At 60.9% G+C, this 26332-nt stretch carries 26 protein-coding genes and 2 pseudogenes; 15 read left to right on the top strand and 13 right to left on the bottom strand.

What is annotated here, in order from left to right:
* Nucleotides 1-103 precede the first annotated feature (103 nt).
* A complete protein-coding gene (locus I6F16_RS17265; protein ID WP_036007681.1) occupies nt 104-445 on the top strand; it encodes a phasin in 342 nt (113 codons plus the stop codon).
* Between the two features lie 287 nt (nt 446-732).
* Here the strand turns inward: I6F16_RS17265 and I6F16_RS17260 are convergent, their stop codons facing one another.
* Both I6F16_RS17260 and I6F16_RS17255 read right to left on the bottom strand, forming a co-directional pair.
* Entirely contained in the window at nt 733-1050 is a 318-nt protein-coding gene (locus I6F16_RS17260; RefSeq protein WP_036007678.1) for a cytochrome c, read from the bottom strand.
* A gap of 531 nt (nt 1051-1581) precedes the next feature.
* Entirely contained in the window at nt 1582-3378 is a 1797-nt protein-coding gene (locus I6F16_RS17255) for a POTRA domain-containing protein (protein ID WP_225111988.1), read from the bottom strand.
* A gap of 131 nt (nt 3379-3509) precedes the next feature.
* On the opposite strand from I6F16_RS17255, the gene I6F16_RS17250 reads away from it, so the two are divergent.
* The gene (locus I6F16_RS17250; RefSeq protein ID WP_225111987.1) at nt 3510-4751 is read left to right on the top strand and encodes a FecR domain-containing protein; all 1242 of its coding nucleotides are present in this window, start codon (nt 3510-3512) and stop codon (nt 4749-4751) included.
* A gap of 47 nt (nt 4752-4798) precedes the next feature.
* Nucleotides 4799-7540 (top strand): EAL domain-containing protein, encoded by a 2742-nt coding sequence (locus I6F16_RS17245; protein WP_225111986.1) that lies wholly within the window; start codon nt 4799-4801, stop codon nt 7538-7540.
* A gap of 543 nt (nt 7541-8083) precedes the next feature.
* Here the strand turns inward: I6F16_RS17245 and I6F16_RS17240 are convergent.
* Nucleotides 8084-8350: a hypothetical protein gene (locus I6F16_RS17240; protein WP_225111985.1), complete on the bottom strand. Its 267-nt coding sequence runs from the start codon at nt 8348-8350 to the stop codon at nt 8084-8086.
* 554 nt (nt 8351-8904) lie between these two features.
* On the opposite strand from I6F16_RS17240, the gene I6F16_RS17235 reads away from it, so the two are divergent.
* Nucleotides 8905-9087 (top strand): hypothetical protein, encoded by a 183-nt coding sequence (locus tag I6F16_RS17235; protein WP_225111984.1) that lies wholly within the window; start codon nt 8905-8907, stop codon nt 9085-9087.
* A 30-nt stretch (nt 9088-9117) separates the two neighbouring features.
* Nucleotides 9118-9495, top strand: coding sequence for a hypothetical protein (locus I6F16_RS17230; RefSeq protein WP_225111983.1), 378 nt, complete (start codon nt 9118-9120; stop codon nt 9493-9495).
* Nucleotides 9496-9658: 163 nt separating this feature from the next.
* On the opposite strand, the pseudogene I6F16_RS17225 reads toward I6F16_RS17230, so the two are convergent.
* Nucleotides 9659-9838 (bottom strand): annotated as a pseudogene (locus I6F16_RS17225) (SOS response-associated peptidase); the annotation flags it as partial.
* On the opposite strand from I6F16_RS17225, the pseudogene I6F16_RS17220 reads away from it, so the two are divergent.
* Together I6F16_RS17220 and I6F16_RS17215 are read left to right on the top strand one after the other, a co-directional pair.
* Nucleotides 9832-10167: pseudogene (locus I6F16_RS17220) on the top strand (EAL domain-containing protein); the annotation flags it as partial. The pseudogenes I6F16_RS17225 and I6F16_RS17220 overlap by 7 nt on opposite strands.
* Nucleotides 10168-10496: 329 nt before the next feature.
* Nucleotides 10497-10727: a hypothetical protein gene (locus I6F16_RS17215; protein WP_225111982.1), complete on the top strand. Its 231-nt coding sequence runs from the start codon at nt 10497-10499 to the stop codon at nt 10725-10727.
* A 75-nt stretch (nt 10728-10802) separates the two neighbouring features.
* Here the strand turns inward: I6F16_RS17215 and I6F16_RS17210 are convergent, their stop codons facing one another.
* Nucleotides 10803-11057, bottom strand: a complete 255-nt coding sequence (locus tag I6F16_RS17210; protein WP_225111981.1) for a hypothetical protein — start codon at nt 11055-11057, stop codon at nt 10803-10805.
* A gap of 73 nt (nt 11058-11130) precedes the next feature.
* Here I6F16_RS17210 and I6F16_RS17205 point away from each other — a divergent pair, with 73 nt between their 5' ends.
* Nucleotides 11131-11391, top strand: coding sequence for a hypothetical protein (locus I6F16_RS17205; RefSeq protein ID WP_225111980.1), 261 nt, complete (start codon nt 11131-11133; stop codon nt 11389-11391).
* Nucleotides 11392-11716: 325 nt separating this feature from the next.
* Here the strand turns inward: I6F16_RS17205 and I6F16_RS17200 are convergent, their stop codons facing one another.
* A complete protein-coding gene (locus I6F16_RS17200; protein ID WP_225111979.1) occupies nt 11717-12019 on the bottom strand; it encodes a hypothetical protein in 303 nt (100 codons plus the stop codon).
* A 585-nt stretch (nt 12020-12604) separates the two neighbouring features.
* A complete protein-coding gene (locus I6F16_RS17195) occupies nt 12605-13360 on the bottom strand; it encodes a trypsin-like peptidase domain-containing protein (protein ID WP_345960810.1) in 756 nt (251 codons plus the stop codon).
* Nucleotides 13361-13614: 254 nt separating this feature from the next.
* On the opposite strand from I6F16_RS17195, the gene I6F16_RS17190 reads away from it, so the two are divergent.
* The 3 genes from I6F16_RS17190 to I6F16_RS17180 all read left to right on the top strand — a co-directional run bounded on the left by I6F16_RS17190 (nt 13615) and on the right by I6F16_RS17180 (nt 18568).
* Nucleotides 13615-14595, top strand: coding sequence for an ABC transporter substrate-binding protein (locus tag I6F16_RS17190; RefSeq protein WP_036028964.1), 981 nt, complete (start codon nt 13615-13617; stop codon nt 14593-14595).
* 237 nt (nt 14596-14832) lie between these two features.
* Entirely contained in the window at nt 14833-16173 is a 1341-nt protein-coding gene (locus I6F16_RS17185) for an adenylate/guanylate cyclase domain-containing protein (RefSeq protein ID WP_225111977.1), read from the top strand.
* Between the two features lie 457 nt (nt 16174-16630).
* A complete protein-coding gene (locus tag I6F16_RS17180) occupies nt 16631-18568 on the top strand; it encodes an adenylate/guanylate cyclase domain-containing protein (protein ID WP_225111976.1) in 1938 nt (645 codons plus the stop codon).
* A gap of 5 nt (nt 18569-18573) precedes the next feature.
* Here I6F16_RS17180 and I6F16_RS17175 read toward each other — a convergent pair whose 3' ends face one another.
* Nucleotides 18574-19407: a metal-dependent hydrolase gene (locus I6F16_RS17175; RefSeq protein ID WP_050992072.1), complete on the bottom strand. Its 834-nt coding sequence runs from the start codon at nt 19405-19407 to the stop codon at nt 18574-18576.
* 190 nt (nt 19408-19597) lie between these two features.
* Here I6F16_RS17175 and I6F16_RS17170 point away from each other — a divergent pair, with 190 nt between their 5' ends.
* Nucleotides 19598-19786, top strand: a complete 189-nt coding sequence (locus tag I6F16_RS17170; protein WP_225111975.1) for a hypothetical protein — start codon at nt 19598-19600, stop codon at nt 19784-19786.
* 612 nt (nt 19787-20398) lie between these two features.
* Here the strand turns inward: I6F16_RS17170 and I6F16_RS17165 are convergent.
* The 3 genes from I6F16_RS17165 to I6F16_RS17160 all read right to left on the bottom strand — a co-directional run bounded on the left by I6F16_RS17165 (nt 20399) and on the right by I6F16_RS17160 (nt 22104).
* A complete protein-coding gene (locus I6F16_RS17165) occupies nt 20399-20614 on the bottom strand; it encodes a hypothetical protein (protein ID WP_225111974.1) in 216 nt (71 codons plus the stop codon).
* 766 nt (nt 20615-21380) lie between these two features.
* Nucleotides 21381-21515, bottom strand: a complete 135-nt coding sequence (locus I6F16_RS38000) for a hypothetical protein (RefSeq protein WP_260343353.1) — start codon at nt 21513-21515, stop codon at nt 21381-21383.
* A gap of 328 nt (nt 21516-21843) precedes the next feature.
* Entirely contained in the window at nt 21844-22104 is a 261-nt protein-coding gene (locus tag I6F16_RS17160) for a hypothetical protein (RefSeq protein ID WP_036007657.1), read from the bottom strand.
* Between the two features lie 262 nt (nt 22105-22366).
* On the opposite strand from I6F16_RS17160, the gene rocF reads away from it, so the two are divergent.
* Nucleotides 22367-23344: an arginase gene (gene rocF / locus I6F16_RS17155; protein ID WP_225111973.1), complete on the top strand. Its 978-nt coding sequence runs from the start codon at nt 22367-22369 to the stop codon at nt 23342-23344.
* A 72-nt stretch (nt 23345-23416) separates the two neighbouring features.
* On the opposite strand, the gene I6F16_RS17150 is transcribed toward rocF, so the two are convergent.
* Complete coding sequence (locus I6F16_RS17150) at nt 23417-23833, bottom strand: hypothetical protein (protein ID WP_036007763.1); 417 nt, start codon at nt 23831-23833, stop codon at nt 23417-23419.
* 332 nt (nt 23834-24165) lie between these two features.
* On the opposite strand from I6F16_RS17150, the gene I6F16_RS17145 reads away from it, so the two are divergent.
* Both I6F16_RS17145 and I6F16_RS17140 read left to right on the top strand, forming a co-directional pair.
* Nucleotides 24166-24375: a hypothetical protein gene (locus I6F16_RS17145; RefSeq protein ID WP_225111972.1), complete on the top strand. Its 210-nt coding sequence runs from the start codon at nt 24166-24168 to the stop codon at nt 24373-24375.
* Nucleotides 24376-24669: 294 nt separating this feature from the next.
* A complete protein-coding gene (locus tag I6F16_RS17140) occupies nt 24670-24948 on the top strand; it encodes a hypothetical protein (RefSeq protein WP_109142988.1) in 279 nt (92 codons plus the stop codon).
* Nucleotides 24949-25042: 94 nt separating this feature from the next.
* On the opposite strand, the gene I6F16_RS17135 is transcribed toward I6F16_RS17140, so the two are convergent.
* Nucleotides 25043-26257: a mandelate racemase/muconate lactonizing enzyme family protein gene (locus tag I6F16_RS17135; RefSeq protein WP_074448219.1), complete on the bottom strand. Its 1215-nt coding sequence runs from the start codon at nt 26255-26257 to the stop codon at nt 25043-25045.
* Nucleotides 26258-26332 lie beyond the last annotated feature (75 nt).

Here is a 26332-nt window from a genome sequence, read left to right as displayed (position 1 = left end):
TCCTGCCAGAGCAGGCTCCCCGGCATCGTTCGCCGGAACGCTGGCGGCTGGATGGCGGTCAGGCAAATGTGGTATTCAGACGGAAAAAGGGAGGAGTGAGACCATGATCGAACCGAAAATCGAAGTTCCGGCCGAACTGCGTGATTTGGCCGAGAAGACCATCGACCAGGCCGAAAAGGCCTTCGGCATGTTCTTTGAAGCGGCGACCAAATCGATGTCGTCCGTTCCGGGGGCGGGGACAGAGGTGTCGAAGCAGGCGTTGGCTTTCACGGAGCAGAACATGAAGTCGGCCTTCGAGCATGCGCGCAAGCTGGTGCATGCCACCGACCTCCAGGAGGCGATGCGAATCCAATCCGATTTCCTCCGCAGTCAGTTCACCAGCGCCGGAGATCACATGCGTCAGATGACCGGCAGTCTCATGCAACCCGGCAAGGGCAAGTCCTGATTTTCGGTCTGTGTACAGCGTGCCCACAAATTGATCTTGTATGACGTGAAGATCCGCGCTTCGATACCGGTGCAGGTCCATGATGGGCCACCGAATGATCTCATTCGCCGTCTGTCATCCTTTCTGCTGATCCCTGCCGGTCCACCGGCAGGGATTTGCATTTGCAGCCTTCGTGCAGCCCGGCGTGACCATCCGGGATGAAGCTCAGACTATTGCTGAAGTATGACCTTCGGAAAAGCGCGCCGCTCGGTTTGCGCGAGCGCGGCCTTCGGCGGCCGATCAGGCATCTAACGCAGCGATGCGATGTAGGCCGCGATATCGCCGGCTTCGGTTCGGCTCAGGGGAAAATTCGGCATCTTCGGGTGCGGATCGAGCAGGAAGAATGCGAGCCTTTCCGCACTGAAATCCGGCCTGCGCGCGACGGACGCAAAGGAAGGGACGTCGGCGCTCGCCTGAGCCTGTCCGTTCGCCACGACATGGCAGCTCGCGCACCAGCGCCTGGCGAGTTCGGCGCCGTGACCGGCATCAGCACCGAGAGCGGACGACGAGCCGAAGCCAGAGACGAGGCCAAGCAGCAGGAAAATCCGTCTCACATGTCGGAGCATAGGGCAATCTTTCTGCATTCGCTTGCGGCTGCCGCGCTCATCCGCAGCAGGATCCTGGAAATTGCGAGAGATCGATGCGAGCGACGATCGAGCGCAGCAGCCTGCGGGTCGAACGATAGAGATGCCGCATGAATGCCGGCACTCTCGCCGCGGGCAGGCCCTTCGGAACAAGGCTTTTCGTACCAAGACTTCCGGTATAGTGCGACACGTGTCTCTCCGACAGCATGTGGTTTCTTACCGTGCCGTGTCGGAGCCGCCTTGATCTGCCGCAAAGCGTCCCGGCCAATAGTCGCCCGGGTTCATGATCATTGGGCTCTTCGTATCCGCAGGCGTGAGCGCGCTGCTGGCGCTGTCACGCAGGAAGCGGTCGAGCGTCTCCTCACGATGAGGCTCATCAGCGTCTGTGCCCGTGGAAACTCCGGCCGCGCACTCCGGCCTCATTCTGAGGAGCCCGCCTCAAGCGGGAGTCTCGAAGGATGGCCGCGGGGAAAAGCTGTCAGGATGCGACATCCCGCCCGAAGGACCGGGCGGCTAGAGACAGCTCGCCCGGCCGCGTTCGGGGCAGAGCCGGAACGCGCTCGACAGCATGAAAAGAAAGCGTGGGCTGCGACGCTCGTTGTCCGGCGCCCGGTAGCTTAAGGGGACGGCGACGCCGAAATCGGCCTGGAGGTCGTCCGCCAGGAAGAAGCGCACACCGGCTCCGGCCGATGTCAGCGACAGCCCGTCGCTCAGGCGATAACCGTGGTTCCAGACTGCGCCAGCGTCGCCAAAGGCATAGAGCTGGTAGCCGGTCCAATAGCGGAAATTGAGCTTCTGGTCGAAGCGCAGCTCGAGCGAGCCGGCAAGGCCGTTGTCGCCGCTGATCTCGGCTGCGCCATAGCCACGGCCGAAGGCCGCGCCGCCGAGATAGAATTGTTGCGAAGTGAACAGCGGGCGCGACGCCGTCTGGCTCGCGGCAGCGAGCTTGAGCGACCAGACATCGTTGAGTGTCTGGTAGCGCGTGAACCAGAGGTTCAGGACCGAGAAGTTCGAGGAGGCTCCGTCGCGTGACAATAGATTGTCCTCGAAATGTGAGGCGCCAAAAACGTCGAACCCCTGACGGTAGGTCAGAGTCGCAAAATTGGTGCCGCCAAAAGGATCCAACAGCCGGTAGTCGGCGGTCAGGCTCGCCGTCCTGATGTGGTCGTTGTACCAGGGCCCGTAAAGGTCATGCTCGGACACATTGCTGAAGGTCGTGGCGGCGGTCAGCGTGAGCGTGGAGGATTGCGACTGCAACGGGACCATGCTGGCACGCAGCTCGAACGCCTGGGTCGTGGTGATGTCGCTATCGAGCCGGCGCATATCGCCCGGCCTTACCGCGCTGTACAGCACGGAAGCACCCAGGCGGACACCGTCGACGCCGACGGGCGCATCGTACGACAGCCGTGCGAAGCCGAGTTGGCGGGGGTCGTTGGCAATGGTCGACAGGTTGACCGCCAATGCATCGCCGGGCGTGAGGTAAGAGTTGAACGCGCCGGTGGCGTAGGTTTGCCAGGGACCGACCGACGAGGATCCGAGATTGTCGAGGCCGAACGAGGAGAAGACGTGCCAGGTTTTCAAGTAGATGGTCAGGCGGAAGCGGCCCGTCGTACCGCCGATCTCCTCCAGCGCAGTGTCGGTGATCCGGACGCCCGGCCTGCCATTGATCAGGAAGAGCTGGCGTTCGAGCGTTGCCAGTCGCGAAGGATGTTCGGTCAGAACCGGCGCCAGCATCGGCCTTATGCCGAACCGCTCTGCACCGTCGCCCTTCAGCTCGGCCTGCACGATCGCACCTTCCAGGACCTGAATCCGGACACGGCCGTCGGCGATGTCTTGTGGTGGCACGATGGCGCGGCTCAGATGAAAGCCAGCTTCGCGGTAGAGGTCGCTGATGGCGCCTGCGATCGCGGCCAGATCCGCCTGCGAGACCTTCCGGCCGAGATAAGGCTGGTAGACAGCGGCGATGCGATCAGGGGAAACCGCATGGGCGCCGCCGACGCTGACGCCGCGCAGCACGAATTGCGGCTTGGTATCGCCGCCCGTCGTGGGCTGTCCGACGCTCGGCAACCGAACCGGCGGCCGACCGAGCGATTCCTGCTCGGTCTGGTTATCAAAATATTTCTCGGGCTGGCGCGGGTCGAAACCCGGCTGGTTCGCCTGTTGAGCAAATGCCGCTGGAGTTGCCGCCAAAATTACTGCCGCCGATACCAATGCGGTAAGGCGATGCCGCGTCTCACCGCGCGCGTCGACTTTGTCTCCGTAGTTCAACGGAGGATCTGCCACGGGACGGTAAGGGTTCGTTAGCCGCATGATTTTTCATAGGTTTTTATGGTCAACGATTGGTTAATCCGGCCGCTCCGCTGGCCGCTTTCCGATAATCCTATCTTGAGTGATTTCGGATACCCCTCAGGCTTGGCTGTAAACGCGGGCTGAGGATCATCATGTTCGGCAGAGTTGGAATGCGGCGCGCCCTGGCGGCGGCGCTGATCCTGGGGACGGCTTCCAGCGCATTCGCGGCGGACGACGGTGTGTGGTCGGTCAGCAAATCCTCGGGCGAGGTCTGGCTTGCCACGAGCGGCGCCCAGCAGGTGTCGTTGACGTCAGAAGGAACGCTGAAACCTGGCGATACCATTCGCACCGGTCGCAACGGGCGCGTTCTCCTCGTCCGCGGCGAGGAAACGATCCTGATCTCTCCCAATTCGGTGGTGGGCCTGCCGGCCGAGAAGAAGGACGGCCTGTCGACCACCATCATCCAGCAGGCGGGTTCGATCCTGCTCGAGGTCGAGAAGCGCAACGTCAAACATTTCGAGGTCGAGACGCCCTATCTCGCCGCCGTGGTCAAGGGGACGCAGTTCAGCGTCACGGTCGGTGCCGGTAGCACCAAGGTCGGCGTGCTCCGCGGCCAGGTCGAAGTCTCCGATTTCAAGACGGGACAGATTGCGCAAGTGATGCCCGGACAAGCGGCCACCGTCTTCGAACACGGCAAGCCCGGTCTCAGCCTCAGCGGTGCGGGGACGCTCAATCCGATCGAGCAGGGCAAGCCCCGTGCACCCACGATCGAGCGTGTCCCAGTGCCGAAGTCGGGCCTGTCGGCGCCGCGCCATGCGGCCAATGGCCATGCCATCCATGCGCTCGGCCCAGTCGACAAGGGAAGCAAGGCGGCCGGCGCACCCAAGGCCTCGGGGCAGGCGGCCGGGGGGCATGCCCCCAAGGCAGGAGCCGTGCGCATTTCGGCCGCGCTGGGAGAGGTCAAGCTGAACGTCCACAAGGCGACGCGCGGCCTTGCGCACGGCGGCGTTCCGCCGGGGCAGGCACGTAACGCGAATGCCAGGGGCGACAGTCAGACGGTCTGGAACGATGGCCAGACGAGCCCGGCTGCATCCAACGGTGCGGCAAGCAGCGGTGCCGCCAGCGCGAACGCCACGATCGCCGCAACGACGGCCGGCGCATCCAGCGATGCCCCGCGACCAAACAACGGAAAGGACGGCGGCAACGGTAATTCGGGTAACAACAACGGCAACGGCGGCAACAGCGGCAACGGCGGCAATCAAAACAATAGCGGTAACGGCGGCAACAACGGTCACGGCAACAGCAGCCATGCCGACAACGGCGCCACCGGCAATGGCAGAGGCAACAACGGCCACGGCCACGGAAATGGCAGCAATGGGCACGGCAGACGCTGAACTCTAGGTTGATGCGTCCGTCGGGGCGGGTGTGGGGGGAGGCTCGGGTGAAACGCTATCGGCCGCATATTCTTGTCGTGATCGCGCTCGCGGTGGTGTTGTCCACGGGCTGGCACGCTGCGCTTCGCAATGCGCTCACCGATCTTCGATTCAAGTGGCAAACGCGTGCGGCCACCGGTGACATCGTCGTGGTCGGTATCGATGCGCCGTCGATCGACCAGATCGGGGTGTGGCCCTGGCCACGGCGTCTCCATGCCGAAATGCTGCAAAGGCTGGAAGCGGCAGGCGCGCAGGACGTTGCCTTCGATGTCGATTTCAGCACGCCGTCGGATCCCGCCTCCGACGCGGCCTTCGCCAAGGCATTGCGAGACGCCGGCGGTTCGACGATCCTGCCATCCTTCAAGCAGCCGACACCGAGGGGCGGCCCGGCCCACGTCAACCGGCCGCTGAAGGCGTTCAGCAACCAGTCGTGGCCGGCTCTCGTCAATGTCGCAATCGAATCCGACGGGCTGGTTCGCCGCTATCCGTTCGGCGAGAAGCTCGGCGACGCTTTCATGCCTTCGATGGCCGTCGTGCTGGCGGGCCAGGACGCCAATCGGCGACCGCCCTTTCTGATCGATTTCAGCATTCGCGCGCCCTCCATTCCCGCCGTCTCCTATGTCGACGTGCTGCGCGGCGATCGCGCCACGCTCGACAAGCTGAAAGGCAAGAAGGTCATCATTGGCGCCACGGCGCTCGAGCTCGGCGACCGCTTTAGCGTTCCCAACGGCAGGATCATCTCAGGGCCAGTCCTCCAGGCCCTCGCCGCTGAATCGATCCTTCAGAACCGGACGCTGCGCTGGACCTCCGATATCGGCATGGTGGTCGGACTGGGCGCGATCTGCCTGCTGATGCTGTATTCGTGGCGCCGCGTGGCGCCAGGACTTCGCGTCGCAATCCTCCTCGCAACCGGGGCGGTGGTCGAACTGGCCGCAATCCTTGTGCAGGCAAGATGGCCCCTGGTCATCGATACGTCGCTGTTCCACATCGCCATCGTCGCTTACCTGACCGCGATTGCGCTCGACGAAATCGACTTCCGCAGCCTGCTCGGACGCATCGCCGAGAGCCGCTTTCATCGCATCGCGATGTCGCTCGGCGACGGGCTGGTCTGCACCGATGAGGATCACCGCATCACGGTCTGGAATCCCGGCGCCAGCGCGATCTTCGGCTACATGCCGGCCGAGATCATCGGCCGCCCGTTCGAAACGCTGTGCGCTTTGCCGGCACACGCCGGCGCAAGGCCATCCATGCACGACGCCGCGCGCCAGGCGCTTCTGGTTCCGGGCGGCGCCGTCGTCGTCGAGTTCGAAGGCCGGCGCAAGAACGGGGAAACCTTCCTGGTCGAGGCGAGCTTCTCGGGCTGGCAGGGAACGGACGGCTTTCAATATGGTGCCATCCTGCGCGATATTTCTGTGCGCAAACGTGAAGCCGAACGCATTCGATATCTCGCCGAACATGACGCGCTGACGGGGCTGGCCAACCGGAACATGCTGCATGTGGGCCTGACCGATCTGATCGCCGCGGCGGAGCGACGGTCTTCGAGCGTCGCGTTGCTCGTGCTCGGGCTCGACGGCTTCCAAGAGATCAACAACATGCTAGGCCACTCCGCCGGCGATCTCGTGCTGCGCGCGGTCGCCGAGCGGCTGCGGAGCGAGGTCGGTGGCAAGGCGATCGTCGCCCGGCTCAGCGGCGACGAATTTGCCATCGCGATCGATTGCGCAGAGATCACCGAGCCGGTCGCGGCGGTGACCGAGCGAATCGCGCGCGCGTTCGAAGCCCCTCTCGCAACCGGCACGCGCCAGCACCGGGTCAAGACCAGCGTTGGCGTCGCCGTCTATCCTGAAGGCGGGAGCAACGCCGATGATCTCCTGAGCAACGGCCATCTCGCGCTGACGAAAGCCAAGGCGACCAGGCGCGGCGGCCACGTCGTATTCGAAGCCGCGATCCGGCAGGAGCTCGAGAACCGCTTGAGGTTGGAGGGCGAGCTGGCGCTTGCCGCCGATCGCAGCGAATTCGAGTTGTTCTACCAGCCGCAGGTTCGTCTGATCGACGGCAGCCTGGTCGGAGCCGAAGCGCTGATCCGCTGGCGGCATCCGGTGCGCGGCTACGTCTCGCCGGCCGAATTCATGCCTGTTGTCAACACCTCTGCGCTGTCGGAGCGGATCGCGAACTGGGTCATGGAGACCGCCTGCCGCCAGGCGCGGGCTTGGGAATTGTCCGGCAGCGATGTGCGCGTCGCGATCAACCTCTCACCCTCGCAGCTTCAGTCCGGCGACCTCGCGCATTCCGTTGCAGCGCTGCTCGAAGAGACCGGGCTGGCGCCGTCGCTGCTCGAGATCGAAGTCACCGAAGACATCCTGCTGCATGACGAGCGCCGCGTGCTTGAAATGTTCAAGCGAATTCAGGAGCTCGGCGTCCGGATCCTGTTCGATGATTTCGGCACCGGTTATGCGAGCCTGAGCTATCTCAAGAAGTTTCCGCTCGACGGCCTCAAGATCGACCGGTCGTTCGTCTTCGGTCTTCTGTCGAATTCCGACGACGCCGCCATCGTCGGGTCGACCATCGGCCTCAGCAAGCAGCTCGGTCTCACCGTCGTGGCCGAAGGCATCGAGAACCGCGCAACGGCCGACTTCCTGGTCAGCATGGGATGCGAGGAAGGGCAGGGCTATTTCTTCGGCCGTCCGATGCCCGCCGAGGCATTCGAAAAGCAGTTCTTGGCGGCTGAGTTCGCCGCCGTCAGCGCGGCCTGAGCGGGCGGCGTTCGCTTGACACCAGCACTCCTAGGAGGCTCGTTGTTTTGGCGAGCGGTGTCCCGGGGGGCAACATCGACCTGGCATTCGGCTTCCAAGTGACGATGCGCATCCTTGCTTTCTGCGAGGTCGCAGCGCGATCTCAGCGCGGGAATGCGCCACGGGGATTGGCCGGCCATTGTCTGCTTTCGAAAGCTGAGCGGAAAGGCATCTTGAAGCTGCTCACGGCAGCTTTTGACCCAAAGCGGCCCACCACCATCTAGTCAGGGGGCGGGTGCAGTTCATGCCATTTTGCGCGAGCGGTTTCCGCTGATCCGCCGCGCCGTATTTCATCCTCTCTGAAACCTCTCCAATACCGGTAGGTGCAATATAGCCCGCACAGCCAAAGGAAGGCGAAAAACAGAACAAGGGCACTAAGAAAGCTTTTCACAAGCTCGATTGGATCGAGAATCTTCAGCAAGAAAATCAAGGCGAGACATGCAACTCCAGCAAGCGTAAAGCCGCGCACTCGAAACCGCCAAATTCGGACTTCCTCTGAAGCAGTCATCGCTCTTCCTGCAGGGTACGTACGCTCTCGCGCCTAATGGCCCTGCGGCTTTCGTGTTCCATCCGGGGACGGTTGAGATGTCTCGTGAGCCGCCCTTCTGCGCCCCATCCGCGCCGCCTCGCGATCGGGGCGAACAGCAGGCAGGCCAGATTCAAGGCAATCAGCGCGATCAGTAGATAGAGGCCGTAAAACACGAAAATGCAGGACGCGCCCCCGACGATAAGGAAGAGGAGAACGGTGGGCGGGATTTTGATGCGAAACATGCTCACCATGGTAACACAAAGCCGCCTAGGCTCGCGCCGCTATACGAACAAGGTTTGCATACCTTTAAGGCGCGTCTGCCCGTGCCTAACGTGAGCCAAAGCGTCTGAAGATAGGTAAAAGCTTGCGATATGCGCTCAAAGAGGTTGGCCGTCGGACGACTAACAATTTCTCCATCGCTTTAAGGTTGAGGAAATCAACGCGCGCTATTGGTTCGCCAGCGCCCTCGAGATGGCGGCGGTTGCGCCAGGGATCCCGTCGAATGTACTTGCTCACCGCTTGTCTGATTGTGTTGGCCTTGACTGCCTTGGTGGCATCTCGCCGTGCCAGGCGTCTGCCACGGACCCATCGGGGGCGGTTCGCAGCGATCTGGCCTGTTGTTTGCTCGGGAATTTGTGCGCTGGGACTACTCGCAATTTGGCGTGCCCAAGGTGTTCAGGACGTCGAGCCCTCTTTGTTGACCTGCCTCCTTATGCTTGTTGTCGCCTTCAATGCCGGGTGGTTTATCGGCGTCATGGGTGAGTGGTCGTGGCAGTGACGATAAAGGTCGTTCCATATGGACACCGTCTACGTGATCCTGCTGATCACGACGCTCGTTCTGGGGTTCGTCGCGACCGTCCTATGGGGGCCGGACTTCGAATGGCTTGGGCACGACGTTGAGGCCGCTTACATATTTAAGATGGTCGCCATCGGGCTGACCGTGTTCTTTTTAATCGCGATCACTTTCGGCCTCATCTGAGACCTCAAAAATCCTACGACCGGGAACGCCATGACCCCTGCTGAACACCTTGGGACAGTCTCTGCGGCCGTGCTCGCCGCCTCTGCATTCATGGTGTCGCGCGCTCAGTGGTTCTTCGGCCGAAAGCTATCGCTAGAGGAAGCGGTTTCGATTGGATGGGTGGCTTGGTCGATTTTTATGGCGGGGTTCGTGGTCTACATTGGACTAAAACTCCCGCTAGGTCTTACCCGCGAGGCGGACGCCCTGGCCATCGGTGTCTCCGGATGCTCGTCTCTCGTTGCCATGTTGTGGTTGGCGCGGGTGGTCACCGACTGGGGACGAAGCGTGAAAATTTCGATCTTTGCTCTGTTCCTTCTTACGCTGGTGGTGGTCTCCCTCACGCTGGACTTGTCGCGGTCTCAAGTCTGAGACCCAGCGCAGTTCCGGTTCCGGCCCTTCTCGGACCTCGCGCAACGTCAGCGTCCGCGCCGCTCATGGGGCATAAGCGGACCTGGCGGCTCTTATAAGTAGACGCGCTAACCCATCATTTGACACGTCGGGCAAAACACCGGCAGGATGGCATCATCTGGCGCTAGGCGATCACGTCTTTCTTTTGAGCCCCTCGCGCCACGATTTTCAATATGTTGTCTTCAAGCGGCCGCTGCAACGCCTCGGCTTCATCCCAAGGCGCCCGCAGCCACACGTCCCATTCCTCCGCGCTCGTCAGGATCGCCGCCATGGCCTTGGGATGGATCGGTTCAACGACTCCGGATCCTTTTCGATGATTTCGGCACCGGATATGCGAGCCTGAGCTATCTGAAGAAATTTCCGCTCGACGGCCTCAAGATCGACCGGTCGTTCGTCTTCGGTCTTCTGTCGAATTCCGACGACGCCGTCATCGTCGGCTCGACCATCGGCCTCAGCAAGCAGCTCGGTCTCACCGTCGTGGCCGAAGGTATCGAGAACCGCGCAACGGCCGACTTCCTGGTCAGCATGGGATGCGAGGAAGGGCAGGGCTATTTCTTCGGCCGTCCGATGCCCGCCGAGGCGTTTGAGAAACAGTTCCTGGCGGCTGAGCTCGCCGCCGTCAGCGCTGCCTGAGACGGCGGCTGGTCGTGGGAGGTCCGCCGCACCGTCGGCGAACGCTTCAGCTCGCGCTGCGGCTCAACGGATGCTCTTCCAGATGAATCCAAATGGCGGCTCACCCAGCTTGGGCGCGCACTCTGCAACGCCCTCACCGGGGCGAAGGTCGCCCTTTCGTCGGAACGTTTGGTATGGGCCGAGTACGGATCGCCCCTTGGCTCTGCGGTGCTTGGGTTCTCAAGAGGCGCCTCCCCGCAAGCGCAACCATGGCCGAAATGAAGTCGGCAATGAAGCGAGACGGCACCCTCAAGTGACGATGTCCCCCACAGCCGGCAGGTGTTTTCCTCGTGGGTACGTTCTATACCGACGAACAGATCCAGGAAGCGATTGCGCTGTTAGAGGACCACAATCCCGGCATTTTGGGAGAGAATGAAGAAGATGACCTCCGACGATCCCCGGTGAGCGAAAGAATTAGAATGGGGAGCCATCGTGCGCGTGCTTACCATCGTTCTGCCGAAGGTGCCGTTCATTGCGCAAGATCAGGAGCCATTCAAGGCAAGGGCACGCTTGAGTATTGACTCGGGCAACGCTGTGCGCGCTGAGATCGCATCGGCGAAGGACTGCCCCTACATCAACGCGACGTCCTCCTTGGGTCACTCGCGGGCATTCTGGCAATCGACGGCTGGCGTCCGACAAGCGCCCTCATCTTCCGCGAAGTCGATCGATACGGCCGCGTCGGCGCCGGCGCGCTGTCCGACAGATCCGTCGCCCGGATCGTGAAACGGGCGATCAACGCGGCCGGCCTGGATGAAGCGGCCTTCTCCGGCCATTCGATGCGCGCCGGCTTCGTCACCGAGGCGCTCGATCGCCGTGCCGATCCGCTCATGGTCAAGAAGCAGAGCCGCCACGTGCAGCTCGCACGCTCGCGATATACGACCGCCGCGACAACGCAGCGATTTTCTCTAGAAGAGGGCTTGGGCAATGCCGACCGAAATTCTTGCGATTGGGACTGGCGCAGCCAATTCGGCCGACCAGGTCGTCACCGCCAGCACGCCCATTACCTACTGCCTGAAGGATACGTTAGGGCCTGACCTCGGACCGAACGTCCAGGTCGATATCCTTTTGAGGGACGACGCTGGGCAATACTTCCAGGTCGACAGTCTCGGCGCGCGCAATAAGGCGGTGATGATCGTCGCGGCCGGCACCTACCGTTTCAGCCGTATCGCCACGAGCGATTCCTGACGCTTGGCGTTACCGGCACGAGTCCAAATGCATCCATCAACGCGGCAATCGAGGCATGGAAAGATAGTCCTGCCGCAAGGCTTACAATCACTACTTACTACAAGCAGTTTATGGGGCTTGACCCGACCATGCCGAACTACGGGGCACAGGTGCATTCGTTCTCGCCCGCCCATCTCGTGTTGCAGGGTTCGACGCTGTGGGGCTTGCAGAAGGGTAAAGTCCCTGTCGGGACTCCGTACATGCTTTACAACGGATTCAGGGACTACAGCGCAAGCTGATCGTTCGCTCCCTCAGGCACCGAGTTCGCTCCTCTCAGGGCCGCCGTTCACTCCTCTCCGGCTTCCCGGCGTCCCCCGTTGAGTGAGTCTAGTTTTGAATTTCGGAACTGACTTGCTCCATAGCAGATCGACAGTCCGACAATCCATCCGACCGCGATGCCTATGCCAGTCGTGCGGCCGAACAGCTTTTCCTCGATCCAGTCGAACAGGAAGATTGAGGCGAGCATCAACATTAGCGTCGGTAGGACTTCCCTCGTCGTCACTTCTGGCTTTGAGAGCACTTCTTGCTGGCGCGCGATATAATTTAGTGCGCTCTTGAGGGTAAGCACGATGCGCTTTTTTGGGTTCACAGCAGCAGTCTCCTCAGGGAAGATCATAGCCTGCGATGGCTTGGTCGTTTCGCCCGCACGGGGAGCAACTGAAATGTGCCCTGAAGCAGGGACTCTGGATAACCGCCGTACATGGGCTTCTGCCTGACAGCGAGCTGTCTAGCGATGCGGATGTCTCTGCAAGATTGGAATGCTTCAGCGTAGATCGTCGGATCGGTTGGATCCCACATGAAGACGGCGTTGGCGGGCGATTTCCTGCTGCACACTCGATAGGCTACCGGTCCGATTGACGAGAGAATCCTTCCGTGGATGCTGAAATCGTAAGCTGGAGAAGGTGGCGGCGGTGACGCCCTCAGATCTGCCGCGTGAGCTTGGTTGAGAAATGCCGCGATCGAAAGTGCTGACAGTAGGATAAAAGGCTGCGTCATAAAAAAGTATCTCGTTGAGATTGAATGTAAGTTTTCGTTCTAGCATCTGAAGCTGTCAAGAGGGGTCTGAGTTCGTTTTGAGCTGTCCACTTCCTCAGGGTGAGCCAACGCGTACAAGGTCTCTGGAGTCCACTAAGGGCGGTTATCGGACTCTTGGGATAGTTGCACTGTTAGCCAGTTAGCTGGCTGATGAGGTCAAACACTCTGTCCATCGGCTCGACAATGGAATACCCCGAGTTTCGTACCTTGTGCCCACTTGACGTTGAAATTCCATGCTGAAAAGGTTTTCCCGAAAGGGGACCATGCGGGACGCGACACCAATTGCCACCTCGCCCTGGGCTCGCTTCTCGAGCACAAAACCGCCGCTGTTACCAAAATAGACCGGGCAGTCGATGACAACGTGGGCGTCGTTGACAATGCCTGCAACGATGCCCGTTCTCAGCAACGGAGTACTCTTCTCGAAGAAATCGAGGTCGGCTAAAGATGTCGGATAGCCGAGGAGAAAAATATCATCGCCGAGCTGCACGTCCTTGAGCAGTTTCGTGTCTTCCCTAAATAGTCCCGCAACATTCCAGTTTTCGATCGTTGGGCAAGTTCCAGCTAAGCCCGGCATTTCGAGAATGTCGTACTTTCCGCTGTGCGGCTTGCCTTCTGCTATCTTTTCAAGGGTCGCAATCCGCGCGACGGCAACGTCCGCATTCGAGTGCTTTAGCAAATTGCCGTCTGCGAAAAGGGTTGTGCAGTCAATCTGGAAGTAAACCCGATCCTTTAGCGCGAAGTCGAGAGCAGTGAGTCGCAGCTCTGCGGTGTGCGTTTCCAGGCTGTTTTTAAAAAGGACGTGTTTGGCGCTGACCAGAAACAGGTTCGCTTCGTCGGAATAGAAGAAGCCGCTACCATGCCGGCGACATCGATCAAAACGGGAAAAGTAAGAAATCGCTTCGGTAGGGGCGCCATCGATCGTGATCTTCCTGCTGATGATCTGAACGGAAAGTCGCTGGAGTCCGCTAAGGGCTCTTATCGGACTCCAGAAATCTAGAGATCAACGCCCAATCGGTCCTTCACAACGTGCTTCCCGTAGGCTTTTGCGACGTCGACGATAAAGTCCAGGGACCGCGGCGAAGCCGGTTTCATCCCTACCAAAACGCTGGCCTCAGTCATATGATGCCGTCGTCTGCGGTTGAGGTAGGTATGAGGCGCCGGGATTTGCTTGGTGCTCTTGCTGGTCTGGTGGCCGTGCGGCCGGTAACGGGCCGCGCGCAGCAATCCCCTCGATTGCCAACCATCGGGTTCTTGGGTCAGAGCACCCCTTCGATCGAGCGCCAACGGCTTGCTGCATTCTTGAAGCGACTGAGTGAACTCGGATGGATCGAGGGGCGAACAGTCGCGATTGAGTATGCGTGGGGCGAAGGAAACAGTGAACGCTTCGCTAAATTTGCGACGGATTTCGTTCGGCTTAGAGTCGATGTCATTGTAACCTCGGGGACCGCAAACGTTATCGCGGCGATGCAGGCAACATCGGTTATTCCGATCGTGTTCGCGGTGGCGGGAGACCCAGTTGCAAACAAACTGGTTGCGAGTTTGGCGAAACCTGGCGGCAACGTCACGGGCCTCTCGACGGTAGCAACCGATCTTGCCGGCAAGCGCCTAGAACTTTTGCGCGAGGCCATTCCAAGTCTTCGGCGTTTGGCAGCTATTGGGAACATTGGCAATTCCTTGTCCGCACTGGAGCTTAGTGAAGTGCAAGCGGCGGCGGCGAGGCTTGGTCTTGAGACCGACATCCTCACAATTCGTCAAGCAGAGGACATCCCGTCTGCCTTTGAGGCGCTAAAAGGTGGTGCAGGGGCATTGTATATAGTTGCCGATCCGCTTGTGAATACCCACCGCGATCGGATCCAGACTTTAGCAATGGGAGCGCGACTGCCAACAATCTACAACGCCAGAGAGCACGTCGAAGCGGGTGGCCTCATGTCTTATGGGCCGAATTTTACGGATTTGTATCGCCGCGCTGCCGAATACGTCGACAGGATTTTGCGTGGAGCAAAACCCGCTAATCTTCCGGTGGAGCAGCCGGCCAAGTTCGACTTCGTCGTAAACTTGAGGACCGCCAAGGCCCTCGGCCTAGCTTTGCTGCCGTCGATGCTTGCCCGCGCAGATGAAGTGATCGAATAGAGCTGTTGTTTGCTGCGGTGCATGAGTCCGTTCATGGCCCATCGTGTCACATTGGTGAGCAAGATCGGCCGGACCGGTCGCGTTTGACCCGAAACGCACATCGCGGCCGCACCTGGTTCCCCAGTCGCGCCGGTACTTACGGGTGGGCGGCAGCCAAATTCTCCACCGAATTTCGCTAGCCTGACGCGGAATGAGGTGCGACACTCGCGCCCGCGGTTTGTCACGCAGTAGGCCACCATGGCTGACATCCCGGCCACTCACTATGTCAAAAGTGACGACGTCCATATTGCCTATCAGGTGATGGGCGACGGTCCGCGCGACCTGCTGTTCGTCCCAGGTTTTGTCTCCAATGTCGAAGCGCTCTGGCAATCGCCGGCACGCGCTTCCTTTTTCCGCAAGCTTGCAACGTTTGCGCGGGTCATCACGTTCGACAAGCGCGGCACCGGAATGTCCGATCGCGGTTCCCAGATCTTCACGCTTGAACAGCGGATGCACGACGTGCAGGCGGTGCTGGACCAGGTTGGTTCTCAGCGGGCCACCTTGTTTGGCGTGTCCGAGGGCGGTCCGATGTCGCTGCTCTATGCAGCTACGTATCCCGAACGCACGTCAGCTCTGGTGCTTTGTGGCACTTATGCGCGACGCTCGTGGGCCCCTGACTACGCATTCGCGTGGACCGATGCGCAGTGGAGCGCTTTCCTCGATGACATTGAGCACCATTGGGGTTCGGCAGATGCGATGAGTTTGCTGATGTGGGCGCCTAGCCTCGCTGGCAATAAGCAGGCACTTGAGCAAACCGCCGCCTACTTCAGGGCCTCGGCAAGCCCAGGCGCGGCATCGGCGATCATGCGCATGAACCGGGAGATCGATGTCAGGGACATCCTACCCGTGACGCGTGTGCCGACCTTGATTTTGCATCGCACCGATGAGCGCGTCATTGACGTGAAGCATGCGCGCTACATGGCGCAGCAGATTCCTTGCGCCAAACTGATTGAGCTCAGCGGTCAGGACCATATGGTCTGGGCTGGCGATCAGGATGCAATTATCAATGAGGTCGAAGAGTTCGTCACCGGGCATCGGCAAGCAGCGGAGCCGGACAGGGTGCTTGCAACTGTGCTGTTTGTCGACATTGCGGGATCGACGGAGCGCGCGGCCGCTCTCGGCGACGGCGCCTGGCGCGTGCTGCTGGATGCGTTCTATGCCAAAGCTCGGGGCGTGCTCGGCCAGTATCGCGGCCGCGAAGTCAATACCGCCGGCGACGGTTTCCTTGCCACGTTCGATGGCCCTGCGCGCGCTGTGCGTTGCGCAAGCGCAATCGGCGACGCGGTGCGCCCACTCGATCTGAAGGTCCGTTGCGGTTTGCATACCGGCGAGTGCGAATTCGTCGCTCACGATATTGTTGGCATTGCCGTGCATATTGGTGCACGTGTGGCGGCGCTAGCTGCCCCGGGTGAAGTTCTGGTCTCACAGACGGTTCGCGATCTCGTGGCAGGCTCTGGATTGACGTTTGAGGAGCGCGGCCGCCACATTCTCAAAGGCGTGCCCGACAAATGGCGTCTGTTCCGTGCGGTAACGACCTAGCACGTCTTCACCCGCCATGCGGTCAACGCACCGATGACCGCTTTTGGCCCACCGCTGACTTCGCCTCTTAGGCTCACAGGGTCCGCTTCCGAGGGCTGAGGGGAAACCGTCGCCGGAGCCGCCGAGGGCAGCCTTTGCCCCAAAGCCGACCTGCCGCAATGGAATGAATGCAGACGACAAGGAGCTGCCCGAGCCAACACGGCCTTACTCGAACGTACCCGGCTAGGCTTTCCTGCCTGACGACGGATCACCGGTCGGACGTCAGCGACTGGGGTCCGGACGGAGTACATCAGTCCTGATTCAAGCCGGTCCAAGTGTCAGCGGTGGCGTCCGCTGGGCGTCGACTGGCCGGACAGCCGACCCTCACGTACCAAAGCCTCGCTTCGTACCCCGCTGTGCCTTGAAACCTTGCATCTCAAGCTGCAGAATTGCCAAGCACCCCAAAGGCTGACGATGGATGCCGCTGCGGCAGGAACAACGGGTTGAGCGGCACCTTGCCGCGATTTTTGCGGCGGACGTCGCGGGCTACTCGCGATTGGTAGGCCTGGACGAACTTGGCACCTTGAAAGGCCTCGCCAGCGCGCGTGAGGTCATGGACACTCTCATTGAGGAGCATGGGGGCCGGATTGCCAACACTGCGGGTGACAGCGTCCTGGCGGAGTTCCCGAGCGCGGTCGATGCCGTTCAATGCGGCGTTGCGGTCCAGGGTCGACTGCTAGAAATGGGACGAGAGATCGCTCGAGACCGGCGTGTCCAGTTCCGGATCGGTATTCACGTGGGGGATGTCGTAGCGCGCGGGCGAGATCTGCTTGGAGATGGGGTCAATGTCGGCGCGCGGCTCCAAGAAGTCGCCGAGCCAGGGGGTGTGTGCATCTCGGGCGCCGTCTACGAGCAGGTCCACAAGGCGCTCCCATTCTCTTTCAAGAATCTGGGTCTTAAAAAACTCAAGAACATCGACCGAGCGGTCCAGGCCTACGCTGTTTCGAGCGAGAGCCTGGGTTCGGCGCGGACGGGCTTCGCCGACCCGACCGCGCACGATGGCGCGTCGCAGCGGGCGCGAAGCATTGCCCTTGCTGCGATCGCCGTCGCTTCCCTGGTGCTTGCGAGCGCGGGCGGAGCCGTGTGGTGGATGGGGGCCCAGCAGCGAGGCGGGGTGCAGAACGCGGGCGACAGCACCCCGGTGCGGTCCGACAAACCCTCAGTTGCCGTGCTGCCGTTCTCCAATCTCAGCGACGACAAAGCCCAAGAATACTTCTCGGATGGGATTACCGATGATGTGATCAACGAGCTTTCCAAAGTGGCCGGGCTCTTCGTCGTCGCCCGCAACTCCACCTTTACCTTCAAGAACACTGCCGTGGACGTGCGAAAGGCCGCTGCGGATCTCGGGGTCCGCTACGTGGTGGAAGGCAGCGTGCGCCGAGCCGCGGACCGGATTCGCATCAACGTTCGACTGGTCGATGCGGCGAGCGGCGGGCAGCTCTGGGCAGATCGCTACGAGGGCGCGATGGGAGATGTTTTCGGGCTGCAAGACGAAATCGCCGGCAAGATCACGCGAACATTGGCGGTTCAGTTGACATCCAAGGAGCAGGGGCAAATCGCCACCAAGCGCACCGAAAACCCGGTGGCCTACGACGAATTCCTGAAGGGTTGGAACAGGTACCTTCAGCAGAATCCGAAGGCCGCGCGCGAGGCGATCGGCCACTTCGAGCGAGCGATCGAAATCGAGCCGAATTACTCTCGTGCTTTTGCTGCGCTCGCGGCCACATACTGGCAGATTGCAAGGAGACAATGGCAGGAAGAGAGGTTCGGGCTAAGATCGGTGCACGATGCGCGCTTGAAGGCTGAAGAGTACATCACAAAAGCACAACAGTCTCCGATTTCCCTCAATCATCAGGTCGCTTCGGCCATTCTGTCTCAGCAAGGAATGCACGAGAAGGCGATCAAAGAGGGAGAGCGAGCAATCAGCATGGATCCCAACGACGCGAACGCCTACGTCGCGCTCGCTGGAGCGTTGAGCTTAGCCGGTCAGCCGGCCAAGGCTCTTGAGCTCGTCCTCCATGGCATGCGGCTCAATCCATTCTCCCCACCTTCTTACTTTTATGAACTCGGATTGGCCCAATTCGGGTTGGAGCAATTTCAAAGTGCAGCGGCAAGCTTGGAGCGGGCTATCGCTCTCAATTCAGACGACCGATGGGCTTATCGTGTGCTTCTCGCCGCCTACGGCCATTTGGGCCGGAAAGCGGACGCTGAACGGATCTTTTCGTTGGCCGAGAAGAATCGACAGGGACTAGACCCACTCTCTATTCGAGGAACTGCTTTCTGGTATCCCTTCAAGGATTCAGCGGATTGGGAACGCATGGCGACGGGCCTTAGACTCGCCAACGTGCCCGATTAGCGGGCTCAAAATCTCATTACCTGACCTGGGGCGACGTCCAAGACCTGGACACTAGTAGATCCTAAAGCTTTCTTGAATTCGGCCGGGGTTCGGTTCAGCACCGGAAAGGTGCCGTAGTGTATTGGTATCACCGCTTTCGGCTTGATCAGCTCCCGAACCGCGTAAGCGGCTTCGTCAGGCCCCATGGTGAAAAAGCCCCCGATGCACACCAGCGCGAGGTCCGGGTTGTGGAGCTCCCGAATGAGCGCCATGTCGCCAAAGGCGCTGGTGTCGCCCGTGTGGTAGACCTTGAAGCCGTTCTCCATCTCAATCACGTAGCCAACGGAAACTCCGGCCCCTCCGCCTTGCCGGATGGATGCTGACTGGTCAGGGTTCCTTATGCCGAGAATATTGTAGTCGAGCGACGAGCTGTGATCGGCCGGCACCATATGGATCTTGACGCCCCGGCCGAGCGGCTCGGCCATGCCGCCCCTATTCATGGCAATGACGTTGTTCTCTTCAAGGAGACCCAGCGCGACAAGATTTCGTCCGAACTCGTAATTGGCAAGAACCTTGGCGCCCGTCAGACGTGCCAGATCGAGGAGATCGGAAATATGATCCTGGTGGCCGTGCGTCACTAGGATCAGGTCCACTTTTCCAATCGCCTTCAAGTCCCGGTACTCAGGCGGCGTCTTCGGGTTTCTGGTGAGGAAGGGATCAATCACTATCACTTTGCCGGCGACACTAGTGATGCGGGTCGTTGCGTGCCCAAGCCAAAGCACTTCCACCGGTTGGGCTGCGGGATAGCCCGGGACGATCACGAGAAAGAAGCTCACAAAGAGAGCCCACTTGGCTTTCATTGGAAACTCCGAACAACCGCTGCTGCTTTCGTGATTACTCTATCACGGTATTCGACGGAGTCGCACGCGATCCGACTGAGAGCCCCGCGGAACTTGGAACCATGTTCAGACGATCTAATTGGAACGTTGTCCATCCCAGCTGAGGACCAGCGGTTTCTTGGCAAGCATCTTGATGAGGAGGGAGCCAAAAATGGACGACGAACGAAAATCATCAAAAACGGGGAAACGGGCCGCTGAAGGCTTGCGCGAAGCAGCTTCCAAGGAGGAAGAAAAAACCGAGAGCAAGATGGGGCAGGATCTAGCTAAGGGCGCTGATCGTTTCGAAGAGCGCTCGAAAAGCTCCGATGGAAGAAGCGCAGGCGAGAAACAAGAAGACTAATCCACCAGCAGACCCGCCCCGGCTTTCCGGCTTTCTGACAGAACGCACCCTCAAACGACTGCGCGGCGTTTACGCATAAGGCGATGATCTGCCTGCGCTGGCTATTCGTGCCAAGGAAAGGGGCGGCTCGCGCGTGAAGCGCGCTTATGACCCCACGGCAGACGTTAGGCTGTTCGCGTTGGCAAGTTGCTCAAGCGGCCGTGCTGCTGCCTAAAGCACGGCGACATCGCGAACGCAATCGGCGGACGCTTGCGCGAGCCGCGCTCAGCATTCGACCTTTCAAGGTGAAGTCTACCGTTGGCAGGTGCCACCGCGGCAATGCGACGAATAGTGCCTTCGGTACTCGGCTCCGGGACCGAACCGCAGCGCGAGCCAGTCCTGACGGAGGATGGTCTCACTAGGGGGCGGTCGCAGACAACAGCGTTGAGGGACATTGGTTCGCGTCAGCTTTGGCTCCGCAGCGATTTTCACGATGCACCAAAGCGCGATGCGATTAGGATGAATCGTCATCGCGCTTTAGGTTATTGTTTGAGTATGATCTTATCGGAAAACCGCTACGCACTTTTCCGGATCATGCTCTAACGCACAGAGGCGTCGAATGCCGTCACCCGTTCAAGGCTGTAACAGCGAAAGGAGGCGTTGTCGGTCCTGATCAAGAACACGCTGGGCTCTGCGCAATGTGTCCAGCTCTGCTTCAGCGGTAGCGGTATCCTTTCCTTCCCGCTTCAACTGAAGGATCGCTCTCTCTTGCTCTGCAAGGCGTCGTTCTCCTTCAACTACATCGCGCTCGACCTGCCTCAACGCATCATAGACGAAGGTCTTGTCCATCAGTGTGCTCAGCTGGCGCCGCCAATCTCTTCTTTTTCGATCAACCTCAGCTCCGTCTCAACGTTCCCGCTCGCCACCGCTTTTCGCCGAAGCCAATCTCATGTGCCGGGCAGATTAAAGCTGCTTGTGCCCGCAGAGCACTGCGCTGGCGCCGGGCTGGTTCCTTGTCTGGCGATTCTTCAGAGCCGCCTCATCGATCCAGGTACCGCTTGGTCCCTCGGTGCCATTGCGAGAGAGAGCAGCCGCACGCGCTCGTTGTCACGCATGCCAGCATTCGGTCATCGTCTTGGATCCAGTCAGGCCCCGAGGAGGCTTGCTTGCCGGCTGTCGCCAGCCACAGCTTGTGTCCCTCGCATGCTCGGGCAGATAGATAGCTCGCCGTGAAGAAACTAATTCCCCAGCGGACTGCATCGTTCAAGTCCTGGCGCAATTAAATATTAATATAATACGCCATTTTAAATGAATTAAATGCTGGACGAGATTTAAATTTGGATAGAATGAGGGCCGCTTGGCGCCGGATGAACGCGTCAAGGACCTCCTAGAAGCGGCCTCATCATCCCGCCCTGTCGCCCCGTTCCAAGGATGTAAGGGCCGCTTCTAGGGCAAATTGTGAGGCAAATCATGCACCTGTCATTAGGTGATTTGTTTCTCATCTCCGCGGCAACGGCTACGCTCCTCATGATTGAGATCGGAGTCTTGATGATCGTGGGTCTGATCTGAGCCAGTGAAGAAGAGCGTAGGGACTGTTCTGAGGACCACCTACATATCACGTCTCGTTGTAAGCGTGTTCGGCCTCGATCGCGCGGAGCAGGGCGGCAAGGCTGGGATATTCCGCGCCATTGCGGACGTAGCAATTGACGTGCTCGGCATAGCGGGCCGATCCGTCGGGCTTGCCCTGCAAGTGAACAGCAGCACGGCACTGTTGGCGGAGCTCCGGCTCGTTGCTTTCCGGAAAGCATCCGGAACGGAGACGTTCCTATTATAAAGCGAGGAGATTTTCGTCGGGGGCGAGCAGCTTCACGTAAGTGCCGCTTTCGTGAAGCATCAGCTAGATTAGCCGTTCTCGACCGTATAAGGCGATGCTGGCGCCACACTCTGTGGCGCTGACCTTTCGTTGGTAAAAGTAGCACTCCGCTTGGCTCTGACGTAGATCGGCTCCGAGGCCGGACCGCAGCGCCGAGCCAGGCCTGACGCAGGACGGTCTCACCGAGGGGGCGGTCGCAGAACAGCTACCGCCGGCGCGCCACCGCGACGCCAAACAGAAAGGCGACGAACAGGCTGGCAAGCGGTGCTTCGCGCGTGATCGCGGAAACCGTCGCGAGTGCCCCGCCGGGCTTGCGCGATTCCTCGACTGCGGAAGTGAGGCGATCGACCGCTGCGTGCAGGCCTCCGGCGACTTCACCAATGGTGCGGGAGACGTCCGCGGCCGTATCGATGGCACGCTCGGCCATGCCGGGCTGGGACGAGGATTGCGGTATCTCCGTGCTCAAGGACGCGACCTCCTGGCGTGATGATCGAAGCCGGCACCTTTGGCTATCCGCGCGAGCGCTCGTTTTGAACAGCGGGTCTTGGTGACCTTTGGCTATCCGCGACAGGCGCCGTGATTGACGGCGGGTGCCGGCCTTGGATGGGCAATTCAGCGCAGGGAATTTTGTTCCGGATGATATGCCGGCGGCTTGCGCGCTCCCCGGGAAACGACGGGTGCGAATCTCTGTTAGGCTGGGTGAACCTTGCTGACGTCAGGAGGCAGCCGTGACCGACCGGACCATGACGGATCGACCCCGGCGCATCGCCTTGCTCGGCGCTCCCATCGACATGGGGGCTTCGCAGCGCGGCACCTTGATGGGGCCTGCGGCGCTGCGCACCGCCGGCCTTGCCACATTGCTGGAAAGCCTTGATTTCGAGGTCGTCGATTATGGCGATCTGTCCATAGCCGACGTCCGGGACCTCACCGACAGGCCGCCCGAACAGGCCAATCATTACCGCGAGATCCAGCGCTGGACGCGCGTTCTGAGCCGCAGAGGCTACGAGATCGCGACATCAGGTGCGCTGCCGATCTTTCTCGGCGGCGATCACACGTTGTCGATGGGGTCGGTCAATGCCATGGCGCGGCATTGGCAGGAGCGCGGCCGCGAACTGTTCGTGCTCTGGCTCGACGCCCATGCCGACTACAACACGCCGGAGACGACGATCACCGCGAACATGCACGGCATGTCAGCCGCGTTCCTGTGCGGCGAGCCCGGGCTCGACGGCCTGCTCGGCGACGATCCACGCGCCCCGATCGGCCCGGACAAGCTCGATCTGTTCGGTGCGCGTTCGATCGACAAGCTCGAGAAAGAGCTGATGCGCACGCGCCGGATCAGGATCGTCGACATGCGCCAGATCGACGAGTTCGGTGTCGCCGTCCTGATCCGCCGCGTCATCGAACGGGTCAAGGCGAGCAATGGCGTGCTGCATGTCAGCTTCGACGTCGATTTCCTCGATCCTTCCGTGGCGCCGGGCGTCGGCACCACCGTGCCGGGTGGCGCCACCTATCGCGAGGCGCATCTGATCATGGAGCTGCTGCACGATTCCGGCGTCGTCGGATCGGTCGACATCGTCGAGCTCAATCCGTTCCTGGACGAACGCGGTCGGACCGCGCGCACGGCGGTCGAATTGATCGGCAGCCTGTTCGGTCAGCAGATCACCGACCGGCCGACGCCGAGCAATGCCATCGCACCAGGCGAGTGATGGCCGCTGGCCTGCAAGCGAAAGGCCGCGCCCATGTCGAGCGCGGCTCTCGTGGCGCCTGATCGGCTGCTCTCACCAATGGCGGTGGTGCCGATGCCAGTGGTGCCGAACGACCGGATAGGACCCGCCGTAATAGGCGTAGGCGGGGCGCACGACGCGACGATAGCGATAGCCGTAGGATACAGGCGCCGTGTAGTAGGTGGTGGTGTAGCCACCGCCCCATCGATAGGGTTCGTCGTATCCGTAGTCGTAGGCGTAGGGGCCGCCGTAGTAACCGGCACTGTAATAGCGGGGACCGCCATAGTAGCCATAGCCGGGTCCCCAGCCGTAGGCGGAGGAGGCAAGGCCACCGATGACGGCGCCTGCGACCAGGCCGCCGGCGATGCCAGGTCCCCAACCTCGCCAATGGGCTTCGGCGGGAGACGTTGCTGCGATCGAGCTCAGGCCCAGAGCGCCGGCCATCAGGGCTGACATTGCAATCTTCTTCATCAACATACCTCTCACATCAATTGCCCTAGGGAATAACGGGAAGAATAAGCAATGGTTGCTGCTGGCCGGTGGCGAGAGCCAATGGGTGCTCGGCGTCGGGACGGCGTCACCGAGAATTCGGGCCTGGACTGCGACGCCTGCAGTTCCCATCAGTTCGACCCAATGCCTCCAAGAGGTTCGGGACTGCCCCGAGCGGCGCGCGGCGCGCCGAGAAAGAATCCGATCAAATCGCCCCTGAATCATCAAATGGTCGAACACCGGGAAAAACCGGAAACTTTGGAGCGTGTCCTTAAGTTGGGACGCCACGAGGTTCGGATTTCCGGAGAGCAGGCATGGACGACGACATGGTCTTGAAGAACGCCGCGGACACCGCCTGGACGGTGTACCGGGCGCGGCACCCCGAGGTCGCCGCGCAAGACACAAGGCGCTGTCTGCTGGAACGCCATCTGCAGAGGAGGTGGGAAGAGCACCCAAGCGATACCGAAGAGCTCGCCTCTTTCGGGATAGCCTACCTGCACCGCCTTCCCAGGGATGAATGTTGACGTGCATGAAGATGCTCGTTGTCCGCGTGGCCCGCACGAGCACGAGGCCGAGTTGGACCCTGCTTGCGATTTCATGTCTCATCTCGGCGACCATCGTGACGGTTTTGCGCGTCGTGTGCGAGGGATAGAGCTTGCGCCCGGAGTGTCCGAGCCGGGAACTTCACCCAGCAACCCCGTCGCCTCGCGCGAGGCCACGACCGGCGCGGCATCGCCAACGCTACGAGCCGCAACAGTAGGGGAACCGGAGGGGGCTCGACCGAATTAACCTGCGATAGGAAAATTTCGGACCCTTCGATGACAAATGCTCGCTTCGCGTACTCCATGTCCAGAGCCCTGCGTCACCCCGGCGTGATGGCGTTGATCGTGGCGGGCGTGACGATTGCGGCCATGCTGATCGTCGACCACGGCCCGTGGAGCCGGGCCAAGACACAGCCGGCCCACGTCGCGATGTACGCGACCACGGGTGAAGCGGCACGGGCCGCTGGCGCCCTGGTGCTCCCGACCGATCCGAAATCGCCGATCGAGCCGCAGCGGCCGAAGACGTCTCCAACCGTCAATCCCGTGACGCCGTAAAGCGCGATGAATCGTCATCGCGCTTTAGGTTATCGTTTGAGCATGATCTTTTCGGAAAACCGCTAGACACTTTTCCGGATCATGCTTTAGCCTCTCAGCTCTTGCGGCCGTAGTTGAGGAGCCCGCCACTCGTCTTCGGCGGATGGGCCCGCAAGGCTTCCTCGTTCGGCTCGGTGCCCCAGCCGGGCCGGTTCGGGATGATGAGATGGCCGTTCTCGATCTCCGGCTCGTGCGTGAACAGCTCGCGATCCCAGGACAGACGATCGATGTCGATCTCCATGATGCGCAGGTTGGGCACCGCGGCGCAGAAATGCGCGTTCATCATCGAGCAGAGATGGCCGTAGAAATTGTGCGGGGCGACGTTGACCTCGAAGGCTTCGGCCGCCGCGGCGATCTTCATCGACTGCCAGACGCCGTTCCAGGGCGTGTCGATGATCGCGACATCCATGGCCTGCGCGTGGAAGTAGGGCAGGAATTCACGCAAGGAGAGCAGCGTCTCGCATGACGAGATCGGGTGCGGGCTTTGCTTGCGTATGTAGGCGAGCGCTTCCGGATTGAAGCTGTCGATCTCGACCCAGAACATGTCGAGGTCGGCGATGGTGCGCAGGATCTTCAAGTAGCCTTCGGTCTTGGCGTTGAAGTTGCAGTCGAGAAGGATGTCGACGTCGGGGCCGGCGCCGTCGCGGATCGCTTCCAGATGCATGTGCAGGTCGCGCAGGATCTTGCGGTCGACGTTGATCTCGGGCGCGAAGGGCGAGCCGAAGCCGGGGCGCCAGCCGGTCGGCTTGCCCTCGTCATAGGAGAAGATGTTGGTCTTCAGCGCGGTGAACTTCTTCTCGCGCACCTCGCGCCCCATCGCCTTGACGCCGTCGAGAGTTTCGATCGCCGGCTTGTACCAGGACGGGTGGTTGATGCGCCACGTGGCGCAATGCGACCAGTAGACCCTGACGCGGTCGCGGACCTTGCCGCCGAGCAGCTCATAGCAGGGGACGCCGAGCGATTTCGCCTTGGCATCGAGCAGCGCATTCTCGATCGCCCCGAGCGCTTGCGCCACCACGCCGCCGGCCGCAGGACGCGTCGCCGCGAACAATTCGGCAAAGATGCGCTCGTGCTGGAAGACGTTCTGCCCGATGACCCGCGCCGAGAGGCGCTGGATCGCGGCGCCGACGCCGGGCGAGCCAAAGCCTTCGTCGAATTCGCTCCAGCCGACGATGCCGTCCTCGGTCGTCAGCTTGACGAAATGATAGTTTCTCCAGCCGGCATCGCAGGCGAGGATCTCGAGGCTCGTTGCTTTTGAAGATTTGGTCATGTCGCTCCCTGTCGCCCGGCCGGGCTTTTCTTGTCGCCCGATCTTGAGCCGGGCCCGGACCGCATTGTTAAGCCA

Origin of the sequence: Bradyrhizobium sp. IC4060 (assembly GCF_020193715.1) — a bacterium.
Taxonomy (GTDB): Bacteria; Pseudomonadota; Alphaproteobacteria; order Rhizobiales; family Xanthobacteraceae; genus Bradyrhizobium; species Bradyrhizobium yuanmingense.
The sequence above is the reverse complement of the archived record's forward strand: the minus strand, read 5'-3'. Positions and strand labels throughout refer to the sequence as shown.